This is a genomic window from Pseudomonas cerasi (assembly GCF_900074915.1).
Taxonomy (GTDB): domain Bacteria; phylum Pseudomonadota; class Gammaproteobacteria; order Pseudomonadales; family Pseudomonadaceae; genus Aquipseudomonas; species Aquipseudomonas cerasi.
Map to the genome: position 1 here is coordinate 1 of NZ_LT222319.1, position 21,483 is coordinate 21,483.

The 21,483-nt window shown below is 55.2% G+C and carries 14 protein-coding genes; 9 read left to right on the top strand and 5 right to left on the bottom strand.

Annotated features, from left to right (window positions below):
- The 7 genes from dnaA to PCPL58_RS02475 all read left to right on the top strand — a co-directional run bounded on the left by dnaA (position 1) and on the right by PCPL58_RS02475 (position 13,481).
- Positions 1-1,536 (top strand): chromosomal replication initiator protein DnaA, encoded by a 1,536-nt coding sequence (gene dnaA, locus PCPL58_RS02445; RefSeq protein WP_054082286.1) that lies wholly within the window; start codon positions 1-3, stop codon positions 1,534-1,536.
- 38 nt (positions 1,537-1,574) lie between these two features.
- Positions 1,575-2,678 (top strand): DNA polymerase III subunit beta, encoded by a 1,104-nt coding sequence (gene dnaN, locus PCPL58_RS02450; protein WP_065348732.1) that lies wholly within the window; start codon positions 1,575-1,577, stop codon positions 2,676-2,678.
- Positions 2,679-2,700: 22 nt separating this feature from the next.
- Entirely contained in the window at positions 2,701-3,804 is a 1,104-nt protein-coding gene (gene recF / locus PCPL58_RS02455; protein ID WP_065348733.1) for a DNA replication/repair protein RecF, read from the top strand.
- Between the two features lie 4 nt (positions 3,805-3,808).
- The gene (gyrB, locus tag PCPL58_RS02460) at positions 3,809-6,226 is read left to right on the top strand and encodes a DNA topoisomerase (ATP-hydrolyzing) subunit B (protein ID WP_003432737.1); all 2,418 of its coding nucleotides are present in this window, start codon (positions 3,809-3,811) and stop codon (positions 6,224-6,226) included.
- A gap of 585 nt (positions 6,227-6,811) precedes the next feature.
- Positions 6,812-11,710: a DEAD/DEAH box helicase gene (locus PCPL58_RS02465; protein ID WP_065348734.1), complete on the top strand. Its 4,899-nt coding sequence runs from the start codon at positions 6,812-6,814 to the stop codon at positions 11,708-11,710.
- A gap of 409 nt (positions 11,711-12,119) precedes the next feature.
- The gene (locus PCPL58_RS02470; RefSeq protein WP_065348735.1) at positions 12,120-12,359 is read left to right on the top strand and encodes a hypothetical protein; all 240 of its coding nucleotides are present in this window, start codon (positions 12,120-12,122) and stop codon (positions 12,357-12,359) included.
- 75 nt (positions 12,360-12,434) lie between these two features.
- Positions 12,435-13,481, top strand: coding sequence for a reverse transcriptase family protein (locus PCPL58_RS02475; RefSeq protein ID WP_065348736.1), 1,047 nt, complete (start codon positions 12,435-12,437; stop codon positions 13,479-13,481).
- Between the two features lie 11 nt (positions 13,482-13,492).
- Here the strand turns inward: PCPL58_RS02475 and PCPL58_RS02480 are convergent, their stop codons facing one another.
- The gene (locus PCPL58_RS02480) at positions 13,493-13,723 is read right to left on the bottom strand and encodes a hypothetical protein (RefSeq protein ID WP_065348737.1); all 231 of its coding nucleotides are present in this window, start codon (positions 13,721-13,723) and stop codon (positions 13,493-13,495) included.
- Positions 13,724-14,879: 1,156 nt separating this feature from the next.
- Between PCPL58_RS02480 and PCPL58_RS30535 the strand changes: the two genes are divergently transcribed.
- A complete protein-coding gene (locus tag PCPL58_RS30535; protein ID WP_157893882.1) occupies positions 14,880-15,026 on the top strand; it encodes a hypothetical protein in 147 nt (48 codons plus the stop codon).
- A 25-nt stretch (positions 15,027-15,051) separates the two neighbouring features.
- On the opposite strand, the gene istB is transcribed toward PCPL58_RS30535, so the two are convergent.
- The 4 genes from istB to PCPL58_RS02505 all read right to left on the bottom strand — a co-directional run bounded on the left by istB (position 15,052) and on the right by PCPL58_RS02505 (position 20,663).
- Positions 15,052-15,861 (bottom strand): IS21-like element ISPsy4 family helper ATPase IstB, encoded by an 810-nt coding sequence (gene istB, locus PCPL58_RS02490; protein WP_005741073.1) that lies wholly within the window; start codon positions 15,859-15,861, stop codon positions 15,052-15,054.
- The gene (gene istA / locus PCPL58_RS02495) at positions 15,858-16,880 is read right to left on the bottom strand and encodes an IS21-like element ISPsy4 family transposase (RefSeq protein ID WP_002551322.1); all 1,023 of its coding nucleotides are present in this window, start codon (positions 16,878-16,880) and stop codon (positions 15,858-15,860) included. Before istA ends, istB begins: the two co-directional genes overlap by 4 nt.
- A 275-nt stretch (positions 16,881-17,155) precedes the next feature.
- Positions 17,156-19,525, bottom strand: a complete 2,370-nt coding sequence (locus PCPL58_RS02500; RefSeq protein ID WP_232002875.1) for a S8 family peptidase — start codon at positions 19,523-19,525, stop codon at positions 17,156-17,158.
- A gap of 142 nt (positions 19,526-19,667) precedes the next feature.
- Positions 19,668-20,663: an AAA family ATPase gene (locus PCPL58_RS02505; protein ID WP_024669681.1), complete on the bottom strand. Its 996-nt coding sequence runs from the start codon at positions 20,661-20,663 to the stop codon at positions 19,668-19,670.
- 139 nt (positions 20,664-20,802) lie between these two features.
- Here PCPL58_RS02505 and PCPL58_RS02510 point away from each other — a divergent pair, with 139 nt between their 5' ends.
- Positions 20,803-21,432, top strand: a complete 630-nt coding sequence (locus tag PCPL58_RS02510) for an HAD family hydrolase (RefSeq protein WP_065348740.1) — start codon at positions 20,803-20,805, stop codon at positions 21,430-21,432.
- Positions 21,433-21,483 lie beyond the last annotated feature (51 nt).

Below are 21,483 nucleotides of genomic sequence, written 5' to 3' on the forward strand. Positions count from 1 at the left end.
GTGTCAGTGGAACTTTGGCAGCAGTGCGTGGAGCTTTTGCGCGATGAGCTGCCTGCCCAGCAATTCAACACTTGGATCCGTCCGCTACAGGTCGAAGCCGAAGGCGACGAGTTGCGTGTGTACGCACCAAATCGTTTTGTTCTCGATTGGGTCAACGAAAAATACCTCGGTCGTTTGCTTGAGCTTCTCGGCGAACACGGTCAAGGGATGGCCCCTGCTCTTTCCTTATTAATAGGAAGCAAGCGCAGCTCCGCACCCCGTGCCGCTCCGAATGCGCCATTGGCCGCCGCAGCGTCCCAGGCACTGTCTGCCAATTCGGTCAGCAGCGTCTCGGCACCGGCTCCTGCCACGGCTGCTCCGGTTGCTGCCGTGGCGACGCCGGCACCTGTTCAGAACGTTGCAGCACACGACGAGCCGTCGCGTGACAGCTTTGATCCGATGGCAGGTGCCAGCTCGCAACAGGCGCCCGCTCGCGCAGAACAGCGTACCGTTCAGGTAGAAGGCGCGCTCAAGCACACCAGTTACCTGAACCGTACGTTCACGTTCGAGAATTTCGTCGAGGGTAAGTCCAACCAGCTGGCACGCGCTGCGGCCTGGCAGGTTGCCGACAACCCCAAGCATGGCTACAACCCGCTGTTCCTTTATGGCGGTGTCGGTCTCGGTAAAACTCACTTGATGCACGCAGTAGGTAACCACCTGCTGAAGAAGAATCCGAACGCCAAGGTCGTGTACCTGCATTCGGAGCGCTTCGTCGCAGATATGGTCAAGGCCTTGCAGCTCAATGCAATCAACGAGTTCAAGCGTTTCTACCGTTCAGTTGATGCACTGCTGATCGATGACATCCAGTTTTTCGCCCGCAAGGAACGCTCGCAGGAAGAGTTTTTCCACACGTTCAACGCGCTGCTGGAAGGCGGACAGCAGGTCATTCTGACCAGCGACCGCTATCCCAAGGAAATCGAAGGCCTTGAAGAACGACTCAAGTCGCGTTTCGGCTGGGGCCTGACGGTTGCCGTCGAGCCTCCGGAGCTGGAAACCCGCGTCGCGATCCTCATGAAAAAAGCAGATCAGGCCAAGGTCGATCTGCCTCATGACGCAGCGTTCTTCATTGCCCAGCGCATTCGCTCCAACGTCAGAGAGCTGGAAGGTGCGCTCAAGCGCGTCATCGCTCACTCGCACTTCATGGGCCGCGACATCACCATCGAGCTGATTCGCGAGTCGCTGAAGGACTTGCTGGCGTTGCAGGACAAGCTGGTCAGTGTGGATAACATTCAGCGCACCGTTGCCGAGTACTACAAGATCAAGATCTCCGATCTGCTGTCCAAGCGTCGTTCCCGCTCTGTCGCCCGGCCTCGCCAGGTCGCGATGGCGCTCTCCAAGGAACTCACCAACCACAGTCTTCCGGAAATCGGTGACGTGTTTGGTGGCCGTGACCACACGACCGTCTTGCACGCGTGCCGAAAGATCAACGAGCTCAAGGAATCCGATGCGGATATCCGCGAGGACTACAAGAACCTGCTGCGCACTCTGACTACGTGATAACGCCAGTGCAGCTCATCAAGGCAAGGGACTAGACCATGCATTTCACCATTCAACGCGAAGCCCTGTTGAAACCCCTGCAATTGGTCGCCGGCGTCGTCGAACGCCGCCAGACCTTGCCGGTTCTTTCCAATGTGCTCCTGGTCGTAGAAGGTCAGCAACTGTCGCTGACCGGTACGGATCTGGAAGCCGAACTGGTTGGCCGCGTCCAGCTGGAAGAGCCCGCCGAACCTGGAGAAATCACGGTTCCTGCGCGCAAGCTCATGGACATTTGCAAAAGCCTGTCCAACGACGCGCTGATCGATATCAAGCTCGACGACTCGAAGCTGATCGTCAAGGCGGGGCGTAGCCGGTTTACCCTGTCTACCTTGCCCGCCAATGACTTCCCGACCGTCGAAGAAGGCCCGGGTTCGCTGACGTTCAACCTGGTGCAGAGCAAACTGCGCCGCTTGATCGAGCGCACCAGCTTTGCAATGGCCCAACAGGACGTTCGTTACTACCTCAATGGTATGTTGCTGGAAGTGAGTGCGGGCATCTTGCGCGCCGTGGCTACCGACGGCCATCGTCTGGCGATGTGCTCGATGTCTGCCGATATCGAACATGCTGATCGTCATCAGGTGATCGTTCCACGTAAAGGTATTCTCGAAATGGCTCGCCTGCTGACCGAGCAGGACGGTATGGTCAGCATCGTTCTGGGTCAGCATCACATCCGTGCGACCACTGGCGAATTCACCTTCACCTCCAAACTGGTGGATGGCAAGTTCCCCGACTACGAGCGCGTGCTGCCTAAAGGTGGTGACAAGCTGGTGCTCGGTGATCGTCAGGCACTGCGTGAGGCGTTCAGCCGGACGGCGATTCTGTCCAACGAGAAGTACCGTGGCATCCGTCTGCAACTGGCCAGCGGTCAATTGAAGATTCAGGCCAACAACCCCGAGCAGGAAGAAGCGGAAGAAGAAATCAGCGTCGAGTACAACGGTGACTCGCTGGAGATCGGTTTCAACGTGAGCTACCTGCTTGACGTGCTGGGCGTCATGACGACCGAACAGGTGCGTTTGATTCTGTCCGACTCCAACAGCAGCGCCTTGGTGCAAGAGTCCGATAACGACGATTCCGCCTACGTCGTCATGCCGATGCGTCTGTAACTTCATGTCCAGCGCAACCTAGATGTCTCTTAGTCGCGTCTCGGTCACCGGGGTGCGCAATCTGCACCCGGTGACCCTCTCCCCCTCCCCGCGTATCAATATCCTCTACGGCGCTAACGGCAGTGGCAAAACCAGCGTGCTGGAAGCTATCCATCTGCTGGGTATTGCCCGCTCGTTTCGCAGCAGTCGCTTGCTGCCCGTCATCCAGTACGAAAAGCCTTCATGTACGGTCTTCGGTCAGGTCGATCTTGCACAAGGTGGACACAGCAATCTGGGTGTTTCACGCGATCGCCAAGGTGAGTTCCAGATTCGTATCGACGGGCAGAACGCCAGGAGCGCCGCCCAGCTTGCGGAAATTCTGCCGCTGCAGCTCATCAATCCTGACAGCTTTAGACTGCTAGAAGGCGCGCCGAAGATACGCAGGCAATTTTTGGATTGGGGAGTGTTCCACGTGGAACCTCGCTTTATGGCCACGTGGCAGCGCCTGCAGAAGGCCCTCAAGCAGCGAAACTCGTGGCTTCGGCATGGTACACTTGACGCCGCTTCACAGGCGGCATGGGACCGTGAGCTGTGCTCGGCGAGTGACGAGATCGACGAGTTCCGCCGGGCGTATATCAAGGCATTGAAGCCAGTCTTTGAACAGACTTTGAGCGAACTTGTCGAGCTTGAAGGTTTGACCCTGAGCTACTACCGGGGATGGGACAAGGAAAAAGAGCTAAGTGCAGTGCTCGCCTCTTCCCTCCACCGCGACCAGCAAATGGGCCACACCCAGGCCGGGCCACAGCGAGCTGACCTGCGCCTTAGATTAGGCGCGCATAATGCGGCAGATATTCTGTCTCGCGGTCAGCAAAAGCTGGTGGTCTGTGCACTGCGTATTGCTCAGGGACATCTGGTCAGCCAGGTCCGTCGAGGCCAGTGTATTTACCTGGTAGATGATTTGCCCTCCGAACTGGATGACAACCATCGACGCGCACTTTGCCGCTTGCTGGAAGAATTACGCTGCCAGGTGTTTATCACCTGTGTAGATCAAGAATTTTTGAGGGAAGGCTGGCAGACGGAAACGCCAGTCGCTTTGTTCCACGTGGAACAAGGCCGTATCACCCAGACCCACGACCATCGGGAGTGATTGCATGAGCGAAAACCAAACGTACGACTCGTCCAGCATTAAGGTGCTGAAAGGACTTGATGCCGTACGCAAGCGTCCCGGAATGTACATCGGTGATACAGACGATGGCAGCGGTCTGCACCACATGGTGTTCGAGGTGGTTGATAACTCGATCGACGAAGCATTGGCAGGCCATTGCGACGACATCAGCATCATCATCCATCCAGACGAATCTATCACCGTGCGCGACAACGGCCGCGGTATTCCGGTAGACGTGCATAAAGAAGAAGGCGTGTCGGCAGCCGAGGTCATCATGACCGTGCTCCACGCTGGCGGTAAGTTCGATGATAACTCCTACAAGGTATCCGGCGGTTTGCACGGTGTAGGTGTATCTGTTGTTAACGCCCTTTCAGAAATTCTGTTGCTGACGGTTCGTCGCAGCGGCAAGATCTGGGAGCAGACTTACGTGCATGGTGTTCCACAGGAACCGATGAAAATCGTCGGTGAAAGTGACACCACGGGCACCCAGATCCACTTCAAGCCTTCCGCTGAAACGTTCAAGAATATCCACTTCAGCTGGGACATCTTGGCCAAGCGGATTCGCGAACTGTCCTTCCTTAACTCCGGTGTCGGCATTGTCCTCAAGGACGAACGTAGCGGTAAGGAAGAGCTGTTCAAATATGAAGGTGGTCTGCGTGCATTCGTTGAATACCTGAACACCAACAAGACGCCGGTCAATCAGGTGTTCCACTTCAATATTCAACGCGACGACGGCATTGGTGTCGAGATTGCGCTGCAGTGGAACGACAGCTTCAACGAGAACCTGCTGTGTTTCACCAACAACATTCCGCAGCGTGATGGCGGTACTCACCTGGTGGGTTTCCGTTCTGCACTGACGCGTAACCTGAACAACTACATCGAGCAGGAAGGTCTGGCCAAGAAGCACAAGGTCGCGACTACTGGCGACGATGCGCGTGAAGGTCTGACTGCGATCATTTCGGTCAAGGTGCCTGATCCGAAGTTCAGCTCGCAGACCAAGGACAAGCTGGTTTCGTCTGAAGTCAAAACGGCTGTCGAACAGGAAATGGGCAAGTACTTCTCCGACTTCCTGTTGGAAAACCCGAACGAAGCCAAAGCAGTTGTCGGCAAGATGATCGACGCAGCCCGTGCCCGCGAAGCTGCGCGCAAGGCGCGTGAGATGACTCGTCGTAAAGGCGCGCTGGATATCGCTGGTCTGCCCGGCAAACTGGCGGACTGCCAGGAAAAAGACCCTGCCCTCTCCGAACTGTACCTGGTGGAAGGGGACTCTGCTGGCGGATCAGCCAAGCAGGGGCGTAATCGTAGAACCCAGGCCATCCTGCCGCTCAAGGGCAAGATCCTGAACGTTGAAAAAGCGCGTTTCGACAAGATGATCTCTTCGCAGGAAGTGGGCACCTTGATCACTGCGCTGGGCTGCGGTATTGGCCGTGAAGAGTACAACATCGACAAGTTGCGTTATCACAACATCATCATCATGACCGATGCTGACGTCGACGGCTCGCACATCCGTACCCTGCTGCTGACCTTCTTCTTCCGTCAGTTGCCCGAGCTGATCGAGCGTGGCTACATCTACATCGCTCAGCCGCCACTGTACAAGGTCAAGAAAGGCAAGCAGGAGCAGTACATCAAGGACGACGAGGCCATGGAAGAATACATGACCCAATCGGCCCTTGAAGACGCCAGCCTTCACCTTAGCGAATCGGCTCCGGGTATCTCCGGTACCGCGCTGGAGAAGCTGGTCAATGACTTCCGCATGGTCATGAAGACGCTCAAGCGCCTGTCGCGTCTGTACCCACAGGAACTGACCGAGCATTTCGTCTACCTGCCGCCGATCACGCTCGAGCAGCTGTCTGATCACGAGGGCATGCAGGCCTGGCTGGCACTGTTCGACGCGCGTCTGCGTACCGGTGAGAAGTCAGGTCTGGTCTACAAGGCCAGCCTGCGTGAAGACCGTGAACGTAACGTCTGGCTGCCAGAGGTCGAACTGATCTCCCACGGCCTGTCGAACTACGTCACCTTCAACCGCGACTTCTTCGGCAGCAACGACTATAAGACCGTTACCGCTCTGGGCGCGCAGATCAGCACGCTTCTGGAAGAAGGTGCTTACGTGCAACGTGGCGAGCGCAAGAAGCCCGTCACCGAGTTCAAGGAAGCCCTTGCCTGGCTGATGGCCGAAAGCACCAAGCGCCACACCATCCAGCGCTACAAAGGTCTGGGTGAGATGAACCCGGACCAACTGTGGGAAACCACCATGGACCCGAGTGTGCGTCGCATGCTGAAGGTCACTATCGAAGACGCCATCGGCGCTGACCAGATCTTCAACACCCTCATGGGTGATGCGGTCGAGCCACGTCGTGACTTCATCGAGAGTAATGCACTGGCAGTGTCCAACCTGGACTTCTGATGAGCTGTCGACGGGCAAGTTAATTGTCATGTTCGTGCAGGTTATTGTCATGACAAAAAGCGTCACTACCCCGGCTTAGCGCCGGGGTTTTTCGTTTTGGCTGAGAGCTTTAGGGATGGCTGGGAGGTATCCGTGGAGTTCATTTTGTAGCGAAGCTACAAAGATTGTTCGGAAAATCTCGTATTGATAGAGGCAAAAAACCTGGGAGATTTAGAAGCATCTGATGCGAGGCAATTTATGGAAATCAAAACAGCATCGCCCATCAGACCCCTAAACCACCGCTGATGGGCGCCTATTGAGATACGCTTGCGGATTGATTAAAACAAACCGCATGCTGAGCCAGCCAGCCAGCCAGCCAGCCAGCCAGCCAGCCAGCCAGCCAGCTGTAGGTGGGTAAAGTTAATCGCCACGTCGGTCAAAATTAATCGATTTGGCCAAAGTTAATGGCCCACTGCCCTGCCAACAAACCCTGGTTGACCGAAAGGCCTACCGGGGTTTTCTTTTGGCTGTTCGTAGTTGCCCCAATTGATAGACTGCTGCGATTTGGTGCCCGTGATGCGCCAGTCGTATTCAAAAGGAATTCTTATGTCCGCTCTCACCGCCCTGCTTAACACCTATCGCACCGCCTCAGTAAGCGAGCGCGAGAAAGGCACCTACTTTGAAGAGCTGATTTGTACCTACCTGCGCAACGAGGCGACATATTGCGATCTGTATGCGCAAGTGTGGACATATTCCGACTGGTCAAAGGAGCAAGGACTAGACGGTCGCGACACCGGTATCGACCTCGTAGCCAAAACCCATGGCACGGGGGAGATCCACGCCATCCAGTGCAAATTCTTCGCAGACAACTACCGCATCCAAAAAAGCGACATCGACAGCTTCTTTACCGCTTCGGGCAAAAAGCCCTTCACCCATCGCGTTATCGTCACTACCACCAACAACTGGAACGAGCACGCCGCCGACGCCCTGCAAAACCAGCAGCCGCCAGTGAGCAAAATTGATCGTCAAGACCTGGAAAACAGTCAGATTGACTGGGCACGCTATCAGCCCAATCAAGCTGTAGTGCTCAAGGGTAAGAAGCAGCTGCGTGACCACCAGAAGCGCGCCCTGCTATCCGTTGCCAGCGGCCTGCAAACCGCTGACCGGGGCAAGCTGATCATGGCCTGTGGCACCGGCAAAACTTTCACCAGTTTGAAGATTGCCGAACAGTTGGCCGGTGCGGGCAAGCGCGTGCTGTTTTTGGTGCCCAGTCTGTCGCTGCTGTCGCAAACACTCACCGAGTGGACGCAAGAGAGCGAAACCCCGTTGCATAGCTTTGCCGTGTGCTCTGACAGCGACGTGGGCAAGAAGCGCAAGAAAGACGATGACGCCGTACAAACCTTTGCCCACGAACTGCGCTACCCGGCCACCACCGCGCCACGCAAGTTAGCAGCAGAGATGCTCGCGCGCCACGATGACCAACATATGAGCGTGGTATTCAGCACCTACCACTCCATTGCTGTGATCAGCGATGCCCAAACCCAGCATGGCCTGGCTGACTTCGACCTGATCATCTGCGACGAAGCCCACCGCACCACCGGGGCGACCTTTGGCGACGATGACGAAAGCGCCTTCGTTAAAGTCCACATCGCCGACTACATCCGCAGCACCAAGCGCCTCTATATGACCGCCACTCCGCGCATCTATGGTGAATTGGCCAAGGCCAGTGCTGAAAAAGATGATGTTGCTCTGTGCTCCATGGATGACGGCAGCCTGTACGGTAAAGAGCTGTTCGTCATCACCTTCAGCGAAGCGGTAAAGGCCGAGCTGCTGGTCGATTACAAAGTGCTGGTGCTGGCCATGGATGAAAAGCACATCAGCAGCCGCCTGCAAAAGCTGCTGGCCGACGACGACAATCAAATCAAGCTGGAGGACGCTGCCAAAATCATCGGCTGCTGGAAGGCCCTGAGTAAACAAGACACCCGCGAAGACCTCGTAGACGATGGCGATCCCATGCGCCGCGCCGTGGCCTTTTGCCAGGTCATCGAGTACCAAAAGTTCGCCAAAACCCACAAGGTCAGCTCCAAAAACATCGCTAGCATGTTTGATCAGGTGGTCGAGTCTTACAAAGCCAGCAACCCGGAAAGCACCGACACTGCCGCCACGCTCATCTGCGAAGCTTCTCATGTTGACGGCGGCATGACTGCCAGCCAGAAAGAGGCCGAACTCGACTGGCTTAAGGCCGAGGTGCCCGACAACACTTGTCGCATCCTCAGCAACGTGCGCTGCCTGTCTGAAGGTGTGGACGTGCCCGCCTTGGACGCCGTGCTGTTCCTCACTCCGCGCAATTCACAGGTAGACGTGGTGCAATCGGTTGGTCGCGTCATGCGCAAGGCCGAAGGCAAGAAGCGTGGCTATGTGATTTTGCCGGTCGTCATCCCTTCCGGCATGGCACCCGATGAAGCGCTGAACGACAACAAAACCTACAAGGTCGTCTGGCAAGTGCTGCAGGCCTTGCGCTCACACGATGACCGCTTCGACGCTATGGTCAACAAACTCGATCTGATCGGCAGCGACCCGGCCAAGATGGAAATCATCGCCGTTACCGAGAAGCTCAACAAGAAAACCGACCGCAGCAACATCGGCAAAGACAATGGCAAGGACACTTATGGCATCGGCGAAAAGAGCGGTAAATATGATCACGGCCCTGCGCCTCAACAGTTCGGCCTAGAGTTTGAGATTGGTGAAATTGAGCGCGCTATCTATGCCAAGGTGGTGCAGAAGTGCGGTAACCGCAGCCACTGGGAAGATTGGGCCAAGGACATCGCTAAAATTGCCCGCACGCACATCACGCGCATCACCAGCATCATTGAGAATGAAGACAACACCCGTGAGCGCGAAGCCTTTTTTAGCTTTGCCGGCGAGCTGCGTGACGACTTGAACGACAGCATCAGCGACGGCGAAGTAATCGAGATGTTGGCCCAGCACCTAATTACCAAGCCAGTGTTTGACGCGCTGTTTGAGGGGTACAGCTTCGCCAGCAATAACCCCATGTCTTGCGCGATGCAAAACGTCCTGGACGTGCTTCAAGAGCACCACTTGGACAAAGAAGCCGACACCCTCCAACGCTTTTACGACAGCGTAAAAATGCGCGCCGACGGCATCGACAATGCCGAAGGCAAACAGAAAATCATTGTTGAGTTGTACGACAAGTTTTTCCGTAACGCCTTCCCGCGCATGACCGAGCGCCTAGGCATTGTCTACACCCCGGTGGAAGTGGTGGATTTCATCATTCACAGCGTCAACGACATCCTACAGAGCGAGTTCGGCCAAACTCTGGGCAGCGATGGGGTGCATATCATCGACCCCTTCACCGGCACTTTCATCACCCGCCTGCTGCAAAGTGGACTGATTAGCAAAGAACAGCTACAGAGCAAATACCAAGGCCAAATCCATGCCAACGAAATCGTATTGCTGGCCTATTACATTGCCGCCATCAATATCGAAGCTGTCTACCACAGCATTGTAGGGGGCGGGTACCAGTCCTTCGAGGGCATCTGCTTAACCGACACCTTCCAGCTCTATGAAAAAGACGACCTAGTCAGTGAGCTGCTGATGGATAACAGCGCTCGCCGTACCCGCCAGAAGGCGCTGAATATTCGAGTGATCATTGGCAACCCGCCGTATTCAGTTGGGCAGGCCAGCGAGAACGACAACAATTCCAATGTCGCCTATCCGCTGCTCGACAGCCGTATTCGTGACACCTATGCAGCGCAGTCAAAAGCCACGCTCGCAAAGGGACTGTACGACAGCTATATCCGCGCTATCCGTTGGGCTTCTGATCGAATTGGCGACAGTGGCGTGATTGGGTTCGTCACCAATGCGGGTTTTTTGGAGGCTACCACCGCTGACGGTTTGCGTCAGTGCTTGGCCGAAGAGTTCTCCAGTATTTATGTATTCCATTTACGCGGTAATCAAAGGACATCTGGCGAGCTTTCCCGAAGAGAGGGAGGCAAGATATTCGGCAGCGGCAGCCGCGCCCCGATTGCCATTACGCTGCTGGTCAAGAACCCAGCCGCCCGGCAACACGGACAAATTTACTGGCACGATATTGGCGACTACCTAAGCCAAACCGAGAAACTAGAAAAGATTAGCGCTTTTGCCAGTATTGCCGGTATTACCGCAGCAAATGCTTGGCAGTCCGTGACCCCCGACGAGCATGGTGACTGGGTCAACCAGCGCGATAACAGTTTTGGTGAATTTATCGTGCTGGGCGATAAGAAAGGGGATGCAAAGAAGGTTTTTGAAAATTTCTCGCAAGGGGTGCTCACAGCACGGGACGCTTGGTGCTTTAACGCTAGCAAGTCTGGTGTAGCGTCCAACATGAGCGGGATGATTGAATTTTATAATGCAGAGGTAACGCGCTTTAACGCCGCCCATGTTGGGGCGGACAAGAAAGCCCGCGAATCTAAGTTGGAAGGTTTTATCAATACCGATCCAACACAAATCAGTTGGACTCGGGCGCTCAAACAAGAGCTTGCCAAAGATCGGTTCTTTACCTTTGAAGCGGACTGCCTTGCCCCAAGTCTCTACCGCCCTTTCACCAAGCAGTGGATTTACTTCAATCGTCGTTTCAACGAAATGGTCTACCAAATGCCGCGTATCTTCCCCGGAGATGGGGCGGATAATCGGATAATTATGGTTAAAGCAAGATGGTCAAATGGCCAGATTGCGCTCATTACTGATCGCGTTCCTGGGTTCACGCCTGATGGCGGAGAACAATGCTTCCCGCTTTACCTTTACGACAGTCCTGAAGATCAAGCCAGGGCCAGTAAGACGGTTCCGAGCCTGTTTGACACCCCGGCACAGCCAAGTGCCAGCCGCCGCGACGCTATCACCGAGGAAGGTCTGGCGCACTTTAGCGCCGCCTATCCAGGCGAGGTCATCAGCAAGGAAGACCTCTTCTATTACGTCTATGGCCTGCTGCATTCGTCGGAGTTCCGCGACAAGTACGCCGACAATCTCAGCAAAGAGTTGCCGCGCATACCAGCGGTAAAAGCCGCTGCTGACTTCTGGGCTTACTCCAAGGCAGGTCGCGCGCTGGCCGATTTACACCTGGGCTACGAAACCGTGGCAATGTACCCCGCTAACGTACAAAGCAGCGCCAGCATCGACAGTGACTACCGCGTAACCAAGATGAAGTATGGCAAAAAGGGCAAAGACAAAGACCTCAGCACTCTGCATTACAACGCCAAAATCACCATCACTGGCATCCCGCTGCAAGCCTACGAATACATCGTCAACGGCAAGCCCGCACTGGATTGGGTGGTCGAGCGCCAATCCGTCAGCACCCACAAAGACAGCGGCATCACCAACGACGCTAACGACTGGGCCATCGAAACCATGGACAACCCCCGCTACCCGCTGGAGCTATTCCTGCGCGTGGTCACGGTTAGCCTGGAAACCATGAAGATCATAGAGTCCCTCCCTCCTCTCGATATCTGATCGAGAGCTTGTCACCGGCTAGATGAAATGGCCGGTGACATTTTCCAGTTGAATCCCTCGTCTGAACTCAGGTACAACTATCAGTGCTGGGTGTTACCGCCCAGGTGCTCTTTAAACATGGTTAAGAATCGGGCTTGCAGTTGGTGGTCGGGAAACTGACCAGCTTTTGTGTTCTCCAGAGCTACCTTCGCCACACACCTGTCGTCATCCCGATGTGCTCAGCGCTGAGGGTTTCGTGGCAAATGTCACGAGGCTGTCAGCGATGCTCCATCGGTAAATCGACAGAAATGCGGCGGACGGCTTATCAAGGATTTGATAAGCAGAACTGTGGTTTGTAGCGGCATCTTCAAAGTTCCATTCGGCCCGGAATACCTGGCGGCGGAGTAATCCACCGTAAGGAACTGTAACCATGAAGAAGGTAAAGAATGCTGTCGATACTCGTATCCATCAGCACATGCACAACACTGAAGATGCCCGCGTCATCGTACAAACTGTTCCCCAGCAACCGAGTCAGCGCAAATGGGTCAAGATGAAGGCTGTTGCCAAACCGGTGGCAAAATTTATCCTGTACCGTTCTGCAATCTGGGTCTGGGATCACTCAGGGAGTATTTGGGATTGGCTTTGCAGTAATGTAGGGTTCTTCCTATGACGCAACAAACCACATCATTCGAATTCTAGTGAGGCCGATCCAGTGATCGGCCTCACGTCATTTTGGGGACAGGAAATGGACGCTCCGCTTTATCCCTTCAAACCGATCTACAGCCTAAAGGCGCTGTCATTGACCCTTGGCGAACCCGCCGAACTCCTCGAAAGCTTGGCCAGGCGCAGCTCCAACTTGTACCGTCATGTGCCGCAAACCAAGAAAGACGGCACTCCCCGTGATACCTATGATGCCTACGAGCCGTTGAAAGCCATTCAGCGCAAGATCGTTGATCGACTGCTGGCTCGCGTTCGCTTTCCAGGCTATCTCCATGGCGGGATCAAGGATCCGGTTAAACGCCGCAGTATTTACTCCAATGCACACATCCACGGTCGTGCCCAGTGCGTGGTGCTTCAGGACATTAAAGACTTTTTCCCTTCCATCAAGACGCAGCATGTTCAGCAATTGTTCGTGGGCTTGTTCGGGTTTTCCGAGGCGGTGGCAGGCATCTTGGCGCTGCTGACAACCCGTCATGGCGTCGTGCCGCAAGGTGCCAGCAGCAGTGGCTATATAGCCAACCTGGTGTTCTGGGATATCGAACCGGCATTGGTCGCCAAGTTGAATGCGCAGGGATTCAATTATTCTAGGTTCGCGGATGACATCACCATCACCTCCATTAAGCCCATCGATTCATCAGCGCTAACAAGCATCGTCTCGGCGGTCACCCACATGCTGGCGCAGAAGGGCTGCTACCAGAAGCGTTCAAAGTTGCATATTCGCAAGCGCGGACAAACGGTGCTCTCCAAAAATGGATTCGAGTCTTTGACCGTTACCGGGCTGACGATCTTTAACGCAATCCCAGGCATACCCAAGGCCGAGCGTAAGGCGATTCGGGCGGTAGTAAAACAGTTGGAGGATCAGGCGACGCAGGGTACGGCGTGGACAGAGCTGGAGCCTTTGGTTCGCCGTGCGATGGGCCGTGTAGGACGCTTGATTGCCTGTTCGCATCCCGATGGTGAACGCCTTAAACAACGACTGCATACACTCAAAGTCCGCAGCCAGGTTGCGCTTTTGGATCGCTACGCTGCGGCACTGCAAGACCTGGCGGTTACAGGTCAGTTACCCGGTTAATGCGACTTTCCTTAGAGTTCGACCGTCAGCATCTTGCTGCCCACGCCTGCGCAGAACCGCCCAACGGCGGTCAGTGAGCGCCAGTAGCGCACCGGTTCACGCCGTGACCGCACCGGCAGCCACTTGGCGCCGAGGCGCAGTTCCAGGCGCCAGGCCTCGCCCTCGCGTAGCACGCGAAACTCCCGCGCCGCCCCAGTCTCGACCAGGGCCGCCAGGGTTTCCTGCGCAATGGCTTTCTTCATCAGCCGCCCCTTCGTTCCACTGCTACGCCATGCCCCACCCTGCTGCTATAGCGTATGACCGAGATCCGGTCTCCGGAGTGGTAGCGGCTGTCGACCGTGTCCGCCCCCCACGTGGGGGCTGATTGACCATAACGTCCAATTATGTGCAGCGCGAATCGTAGAGAGCTTAGGAATGGCCCTGTCGTTCCTGAGCCTTACAAAAGGCTAACGCCATGGCCGTGGTCGCTGGCGCGCGTTCAGTCGATTTCTTCGGTTCACGCTGGACGTTGGGCCGTCGTGGATTGGACGGCTTATTCAACGATGCCGTTCGCTTATCTGTGGGTGTGGGTTTCGCCGACCCAACCGATGTACTTCGGCCTTCTCTCGCTTGGGCAAGCAGAGCGTACACGTCGAGGGTGATCGGAGACCCCTGCGTGAGAAGGATCGACAGCTGAAAGTGGCCGTCGCCTAGGGTTTTAATCTGCGCTAGGTTGTGCTCGGACAGCGCCTGATGGTGTTGATGGTGTGTCACGAGCCGCCTTAGATAGAGGAACAGGTGCTGCCCCTGACGGACTCCGGTCAGCTTAAGGTAGTCTTTGTCGATGCCCACGACCGCTTCGATAATGAACGGTTGCCATCCGGCACGCTGCCATGCGTAAACGGTTGACTGACCTGTCATCCTCGATGAGTGAGGAGCTTTCGCTGGAGGGGTGATAGTGTCGGTGCAGGGGTGTTTTGGCCAAGGAGGGCCCAACTCGTCGAAGAAAACTCGGCCACCACTGGGCGATTGATAAAAGAACACTGCAGTCCCGCACACCGGGCAGCCGGCGTTGGGATTGACGTAACTGTGATAGGTATTGGTAAGCGAAATTAACCAGGCGCCGTGAGTCGCTGGCGCGCTATAGGCATTAGTGGATCGTCCTGGGTGTCCATCACCGCCCCAGCCGCAGCTGCAGTTTTTGGGGTGATTCCATGCATTACACATGAGTACTCCTTGTGATTGCCGGCGATTTTCTGATCTCTCAGTCTTTGGCTGTTCTATGTCCTGACGTGACCAGCTCGTTGGGGGGCCCACACACGCTGTAATGCTGATGGCGTATTGATATCTCAGGGTGACCCCAGTACGATCGCTTAGAAATCGATACGAAAGAAATCAATCGCAAAGGAACGCTTGGAAATGGCTAAAAGTGCTCACGTTATTGCCACCGATATCGACGGTTTTATGAAAAAGAAAACGTTGAATGTATGGACATTACCTTGGGCCCAGCTTTACGAGGTTGCTTCCCGTGAGCGTATCAAGGTGTCAACGCCAACTAAAAAGTGACCCCCTTCCGTGCTAAATCGCCAACTTAGTTTTGACCCCCCTCGGGTTCATATTTTCGAGCCGGTTCGGCCCGAGAAGATTTGGTTCCTGCTTTGCGCTTGTCCTTGAGTCGATAGCTTTCACCTGTCATCTGCACGATATGGGCATGATGTAACAGCCTGTCCAGCATGGCCGCTGTCAGTGTTTGATCATCCGCAAAGGTTCCGGCCCACTGGGTAAACGGCAAGTTACTCGTGAGGATCAGGCTGCCTTGCTCGTAGCGCTTGGCGACAACATTGAAGAACAGGTTGGCTTCATCACGACCAAACGGCAGGTAGCCGATTTCATCGATGACCAACAACCCAGGGGCCATCACCACACGACTGAAGTATTCCTTGAGCCGTTCCTGGCGGTGCGCAGCGGTCAGTTGCAGCATCAAGTCAGCCGCCGTGACGAAGCGGGTTTTGATACCGGCCATCACTGCCCGGTAGGCCAGGGCGATAGCCAGGTGGCTCTTGCCTACACCACTAGGCCCCAGGAACACGATGTTCTCGGCACGTCCAACAAAACTCAGTGCTGCCAGCTCCTGGAGCTGTGCCCGGGGGACGCCGGTGGCAAACGCGAAGTCGTATTGCTCCAGCGTTTTCACAGCGGGCAGCGCGGCAGTTTTCAGCAGGGCCTGTCGAGAGCGTTCACTTCGGGCATCGGTCTCGGCAGCCAGCAGCTTTTCGAGGAAGTCGGCAAAGCTGTCTTCGCCGCTTGCTGCTTGTTGGGCCAGGTGCGGCCAGTCCACCCCGACGCGCTCAAGCTTTAGCCCCTTGCATAGTTCTGTCAGGCGAGCATGTTGAAGGTTCATGCTCTCACCTCCAGCAGTTGCTCATAAACCGACAGCGGATGCTGCAAGCTCTCGTACGGCAGGACCCGTCCCAGGCGTAGGCCTTGGGCGGGTTGCGGGCGCAGGCTCTGTGTTGGCAGTGGTAATAGTACCTGCTGCTCTTGGGCCAGACGTACCGCCGGTTGAACACCCGTCGTGCCGTGAATCCGCTGATGAGCGACTTCGTCGAGCCATTGGCCGATATGTGCGTTGGCCGTCACCACATCCAGCGTCAGACCCGCACTCTTGAGCGTAGCGGCCAACGGGGTAATGAAACTGCCCTTCAGATACCCGTTGAAGCGCTCAACCTTGCCCTTGGTCTGGGCACGGTAAGGGCGGCAGACCTTGGGAATAAAACCAAACTCATCGGCCAGCGCAGCCAATCGGGGATGCCAACGGTGCTGGCCCTCCCCAAAAGCATCTCGCTCGGTGATGATGGTTCCGGCGTTATCAAACAATGCCTGCTCGGGCACGCCGCCAAAGTAAGCGAACGCCTCCCGAAGCCCTGTCAGCCAGGCTTCGCTGTCCTCTCGCTCGGAGAAACGGACAAAGCTTGCTCGACTAAAACCAAGTGTCGCCACGAACGCCTTAAGCGGCTGACGGCCTCGTCGAATGGTGGTGAAGTCCACCTGTATCTGCTTGCCGGGCAGTGTCTCGAAACGTACCACCGGCTCTTCTGCCTTACGTTTGAAGGGGCGAATATAAGCCTTCAGACGACTGACGCCGCCGCTGTACCCCAATGCCGTGATCTCACGCAGCAGGACGGTCGCCGGAATCCAGTGTGGGCGCGCCGCCTCAATACGCTCGTGCAGGTAGTCCTTGAAGGGGTCGATTTTGCACGGACGTGCGGGTCTCACCTTGTCACTGGGTAGCGACCGGGCCTTTCGCAGGTACTTGCGCACGGTGTTACGCGAAATACCCAGCTCACGGGCGATGAATTTGATGCCATGGCCCTGACGGGCCAACACTTTAATTTCCACAGACTGCTCCTGGGTCAACATATTGGCAGCTCAAAGCCGCCAGTTTTACCCAGGGGGGTCAATTCTAGGTTGGCGTTAGGGGGTCATTTTTACAGTGGCGGTGACATCAAGGAGGCATTTCAGGACGATCTGAGGGCAGCATTGAAGGGCCATGCGCTCGAAATCACCTATGGCACAAATGCTGTCGTCATCCACCGTGACTCAAATTTCGGCCCACAGAGCTGGGGTTGAGTACAAAGTCCGTCCTCCGATGCAAGGCATAAGCTTCTCCCCAGCTGCCTATGCGGATCATACCGTTACACCAGAACGACATTTTCTGGAGTGATCTTGGCAGCGATTACACTGTAAATGTCCGTATCAACCTCAGGGACTTTGATCGAAATAATTAGCGCATATCGTGCCGGGCTGTCATATCGCTCCAAAGCCCCCCTAGTCTTCCACCATCCTAATGATGGGTACACGGCAAGATAGCCACGGCTTGCTAGCTCAGCTGCAGTGCCTTTCCAAGTGTCCTGATGAAGCGAGCCACGATGGCGTTTCTGTTTACCTAGAGTCCACGCCGGGTCGTTGTCATGGTTCGGCACTCCATTTTCATCGTCGAGCGCAGCGGCATTTACCCTGGCTCTGAACCGAGGGACATCCTCCGTTGGGCGTTTTACGTCGAAGCGAAGACCGTGGGATTCATATCGATAGCGAGATCTTCCGCGGGCGGATGGATTAGGTTCGATGAAGTAGGACAACGTGACGGTCATCTCAACGTCGGTTGCCCCCAATGCTTCAAGTTCGTCCTTAGGCCAGGGTAGCTTGTGCAGGTGCATTTCTCGTGGAGAGGGATCTTTCCCTCTCAACTTCTTAAAGGGTTGGAGGGTGTCCTCGACAATCAGCGTCAGCGAGTTAGATGCGCTCCATTGGGCACGCTCCAGGCTGGGCACGCCAAAGCCACAATGCCTAACCAGACGTTCGTAATCCTGTTTTGTTGGGTTACGATTTTGCGGAAGAAACATCTGCTTCATCGCATCAGTCCATTCAGCAGAATGAACGATCAAAGCCCGAATGCTTTCAGGCCAGCGCCCTGGGTATGCGGCCATTAACTGAGCCGCCATCCGGGAACAAAGCGACGTCGCAGCGCTGGTGGCAGTGGCTAAGGTGAGATGGCGGTCGACTGGGTGGTTATGGGTGGTCAGCAGTGATAGCTCCCCTGCTGTAGCAGGGCCCAACAACTCATCATGGATCAGATTACCTCCCTCGAAGAGCACGTCGGGTTTCAGGGGATAATGGTTAATCCAATTCTGCGACGTCGTGCTGAAGGGGCTGAGGCCGCCCTTTGCGGCAACAGCTCTCAGGCCTGGTGGGAGCTCTACCAGATCTGTAAATGCCCCCACAGTTAATGAGTTCCAAGCCTGTGCAGGGTCACAAATGCCCATCAACGTATTGCTGCTTGGGTAATCCATCCATTCGCTGGATTCTCGAATGTTACCTGCCGATACAACGAATAGTCGTGGGCTTGCACCCTGTGCATCTGCGTCGAAGGCAAGCCGATCGAGAGCCGATGACCAGGATGACGGGCGGCCCCGATCTCGACCGTCCACGGTAGTGACTGCCATGCTGAACAATCGTGTTCTTAGGGGCGCAGTTATCTCAGCCCTGGATACAGCTTCGACTGTATTGAACCCGAAATTCTTCTCATCTCCAGCATTTGCTCCGTCGCTTGGTAGCAGCTTCACAGACTCAAGGCGATGTTCAATGATCAGAGGTTCCGCTGATCTTAATGTATGGGTTAAATCGCCATAAAGGGCTAGTCCAGCCATGCTGGTGCCATGGCCATGGCGATCATCAACACCCCAATCCGGCTCGATAGTGTGAAGGTCTGGTTCCACAAGTGCTGGAGTTAAAAGTGGGTGGCCGTGGTTCACACCCGTATCAAGAATGCAGATGTGCGGAGTATGCTCTGAGGCGGTGAAGGTTGTTCTGCCTAGAAGTTCAGCAGCCCATTCGTGCTGCTCTGCAGGTGTAAACGAATCAAAAAAATCTGCCGTTTCCTTTGCCCTGCGTAGTTCAGCGATGCTGTTAAGAGTCAGAACTGACTGCTGTAGCTGTGCTTTGCTGCATTGGATTGTCAGCACTGTTCGTTCTGGGAAATTAAGCCTTCCCTCCAGTACTCGAATACCAAGTAGCTGAGCGGCCTGCATGAAGCCTGCAGCTACCAGGTCGCGATTATCCCTGACGGGTAACCAAGCCTCCCACCATATAATCTCGTTTTCGTCTGTAGGAAAAAATGCTGGAGCATCCGTCCACAGCGCCTCTAGTTGAGCCACATGGATGGATTGAATCGTGTTGACTAGGGCTTTATGGTCAAGGCTTCGACCTGTAGAACCTTTACGATCATCAAGGTACTCGATGATGACCCGTTCAAAATAATCGAGCTTGCCATCCGGGACGAAAACGGTCGCAAAGCCTTTTCCTCCTTCTTCTTTATAATTGAGAAGCTCGATCCCATTGGGTTTATTTGCCAAACTTTCAAAAGCGAGCTTGATATCGTCGAAGCTTTCAAACTGAACTCGGAGGCCCACGCCGTTTTGGATTCCAAGTGCCGCTTGTTCTTCTTTTGCCTGCTCCGCAACAGGCCGAAGCTGCTGGAGCTGTTCTCGCAAAGCATTGCCGTGCATGGCACGATCACGTGCAGGAAGCGGTGGAGGCCTTACCGGAACCCTATGGGAGGTGAAGGGCTCTGCGGATGATGTATTCTGGGGAAATAGATGCGGGAGGTTTTCTCTGCGTTGATCCGTCATCGCGATACTGCTCTTCGAATTATGTATCGATTAGTATTTTCTTACTGATCAGCTTCCGTTCTTCCAACATATTTAAGACATCAGAATCCGTGATCGATGCACGGTCATGAATAATTGCATCTTTGAGGGTATCGTCTGCCGCCCGTGCCACGTCGGCATAGCTCAGACCGCTGGCTTTATCTGCGAGCTTTGACCAAGCCAACCGTTTCGGTTTGAAGGCGGATAAACGATTCTTCAGCACTGCGATGATTTGCTCTGCTTCGGGAAGTCCGTACTGGATCATGTCGTCAAACCGACGGAACAAGGCGTAGTCCAAAATCTCGGGGTGGTTTGTAGCCGCGATTACCAGACTGTGGGACTGATCCTGCTCCAGCATTTGCAAAAAACTATTCAAAACGCGCCGTATCTCGCCGACATCATTTGCCTGGCCACGTTGCGAGCCTATGGCATCGAACTCGTCAAAAAAATAGACACCGCGTACTTCCGTTATGGCATCAAAGACCTGACGCAGTTTGGCGGCGGTCTCCCCCATGAATTTGGTGATCAAGGCATCAAGTCGCACAACAAACAGCGGAACTCCCAACTCACCTGCCAATGCAGAGGCGGTCAGTGTTTTGCCAGTGCCTGGTGGCCCGACCAATAACAGTTTCCGGCGAGGTGAAAGCCCGTGTGCACGGATCTTCGTATGGTTCTGCTGTTCTTTGATGATCCGATGCAAACGCATAGCAACCTGGTCGTCCAGGATCATGTCGGAAAGCCGAGCTTGTGGATAAGAGGCTTGGAGAAGTCCGACCAACTCACCACGAGGTTGGCTGATAGGGATCGTTTTGTTTGGTAGTTTTGAAGAGGGCCGAGCTTTCGCTGCATCGATCAGAGCTTTTAGCTCTTCTGCCAGTTTTCCGTGGCCGAGCTTTGCCTCGTGCGCTGCAACCTGCATCGCTACGGAGAAAAAGTGGCTGTCATCACCAGCAATGTGGGATTTCAGCAGTGCTTTGAGCTGATCGGCGCTTGCCATAGGTTGACCTCATGCTAGCTGTGCATTATAGGCCTGAATAGGTTTGCCTTGCAGAAAAGTAGCTTCGGCACAGCAAAAGGTTGGCTTTCTCGAAGGTGTTGATTTTCTGGCGTTCGATGTTCTGGAAGGAGTATGCGGTATGAGCCATGTCCAAGCGGCCATCTTTGATGCGTTCGGTACCATCATACGGATTGAGAACGCGCGCCATCCATTTCGCCAGCTTCTAAAACTGGGTATCGCCCAAGGGCGGCGACCTAAGCCGGATGATGCGTCAATGCTAATGCGCCATCCTTGGGGTCTTGCACAGGCCGCTGACCATTTCGGTATTGATGTAACACCGGCAGAGCTTGCGCGAATCCAAGCCGAACTTGATGCCGAGGTCGCTAGCATCCAACCCTTCGCCGACGCCCTCGCCTGCATTGAGGCACTGCAAGCGCGTGGTCTGAAAGTGGCGGTCTGTTCAAATTTGGCCCGGCCCTATGGCGCGGCTGTTAAGCGCATCTTTCCTGGCTTGGAGAGCTACGGCTTCAGCTATGAGATAGGGACGCTCAAGCCAGATCGGCGGATCTACGAGGCAGTGCTGACTGAGTTGGCTGTAGACGCCTGCAAGGTGTGGATGATCGGGGATTCCCAGCGTTGTGATCGAGACGGGCCAATAGCCCTTGGAATCAAAGGGCATTATCTAAAACGGACTGGAGCAGGATCGCCATCTGACTTTCGCGATTTGATGGCTTTCAAGCACTCCGTGTTTGAAAGCCGATCGCCTTGATCTCCCAGTTACATCTACAGTGTGCAGCACCGGCAACGCTTAGCCGGTACA

What these genes read in the sequence shown, in the direction of transcription:
- dnaN (WP_065348732.1), top strand. Translation starts at nt 1,575, where the DNA reads ATGCATTTCACCATTCAACGCGAAGCCCTGTTGAAACCCCTGCAATTG.
- recF (WP_065348733.1), top strand. Translation starts at nt 2,701, where the DNA reads ATGTCTCTTAGTCGCGTCTCGGTCACCGGGGTGCGCAATCTGCACCCG.
- gyrB (WP_003432737.1), top strand. Translation starts at nt 3,809, where the DNA reads ATGAGCGAAAACCAAACGTACGACTCGTCCAGCATTAAGGTGCTGAAA.
- PCPL58_RS02465 (WP_065348734.1), top strand. Translation starts at nt 6,812, where the DNA reads ATGTCCGCTCTCACCGCCCTGCTTAACACCTATCGCACCGCCTCAGTA.
- PCPL58_RS02470 (WP_065348735.1), top strand. Translation starts at nt 12,120, where the DNA reads ATGAAGAAGGTAAAGAATGCTGTCGATACTCGTATCCATCAGCACATG.
- PCPL58_RS02475 (WP_065348736.1), top strand. Translation starts at nt 12,435, where the DNA reads ATGGACGCTCCGCTTTATCCCTTCAAACCGATCTACAGCCTAAAGGCG.
- PCPL58_RS02480 (WP_065348737.1), bottom strand. Translation starts at nt 13,723, where the DNA reads ATGAAGAAAGCCATTGCGCAGGAAACCCTGGCGGCCCTGGTCGAGACT.
- PCPL58_RS30535 (WP_157893882.1), top strand. Translation starts at nt 14,880, where the DNA reads ATGGCTAAAAGTGCTCACGTTATTGCCACCGATATCGACGGTTTTATG.
- istB (WP_005741073.1), bottom strand. Translation starts at nt 15,861, where the DNA reads ATGAACCTTCAACATGCTCGCCTGACAGAACTATGCAAGGGGCTAAAG.
- istA (WP_002551322.1), bottom strand. Translation starts at nt 16,880, where the DNA reads ATGTTGACCCAGGAGCAGTCTGTGGAAATTAAAGTGTTGGCCCGTCAG.
- PCPL58_RS02500 (WP_232002875.1), bottom strand. Translation starts at nt 19,525, where the DNA reads ATGCACGGCAATGCTTTGCGAGAACAGCTCCAGCAGCTTCGGCCTGTT.
- PCPL58_RS02505 (WP_024669681.1), bottom strand. Translation starts at nt 20,663, where the DNA reads ATGGCAAGCGCCGATCAGCTCAAAGCACTGCTGAAATCCCACATTGCT.
- PCPL58_RS02510 (WP_065348740.1), top strand. Translation starts at nt 20,803, where the DNA reads ATGAGCCATGTCCAAGCGGCCATCTTTGATGCGTTCGGTACCATCATA.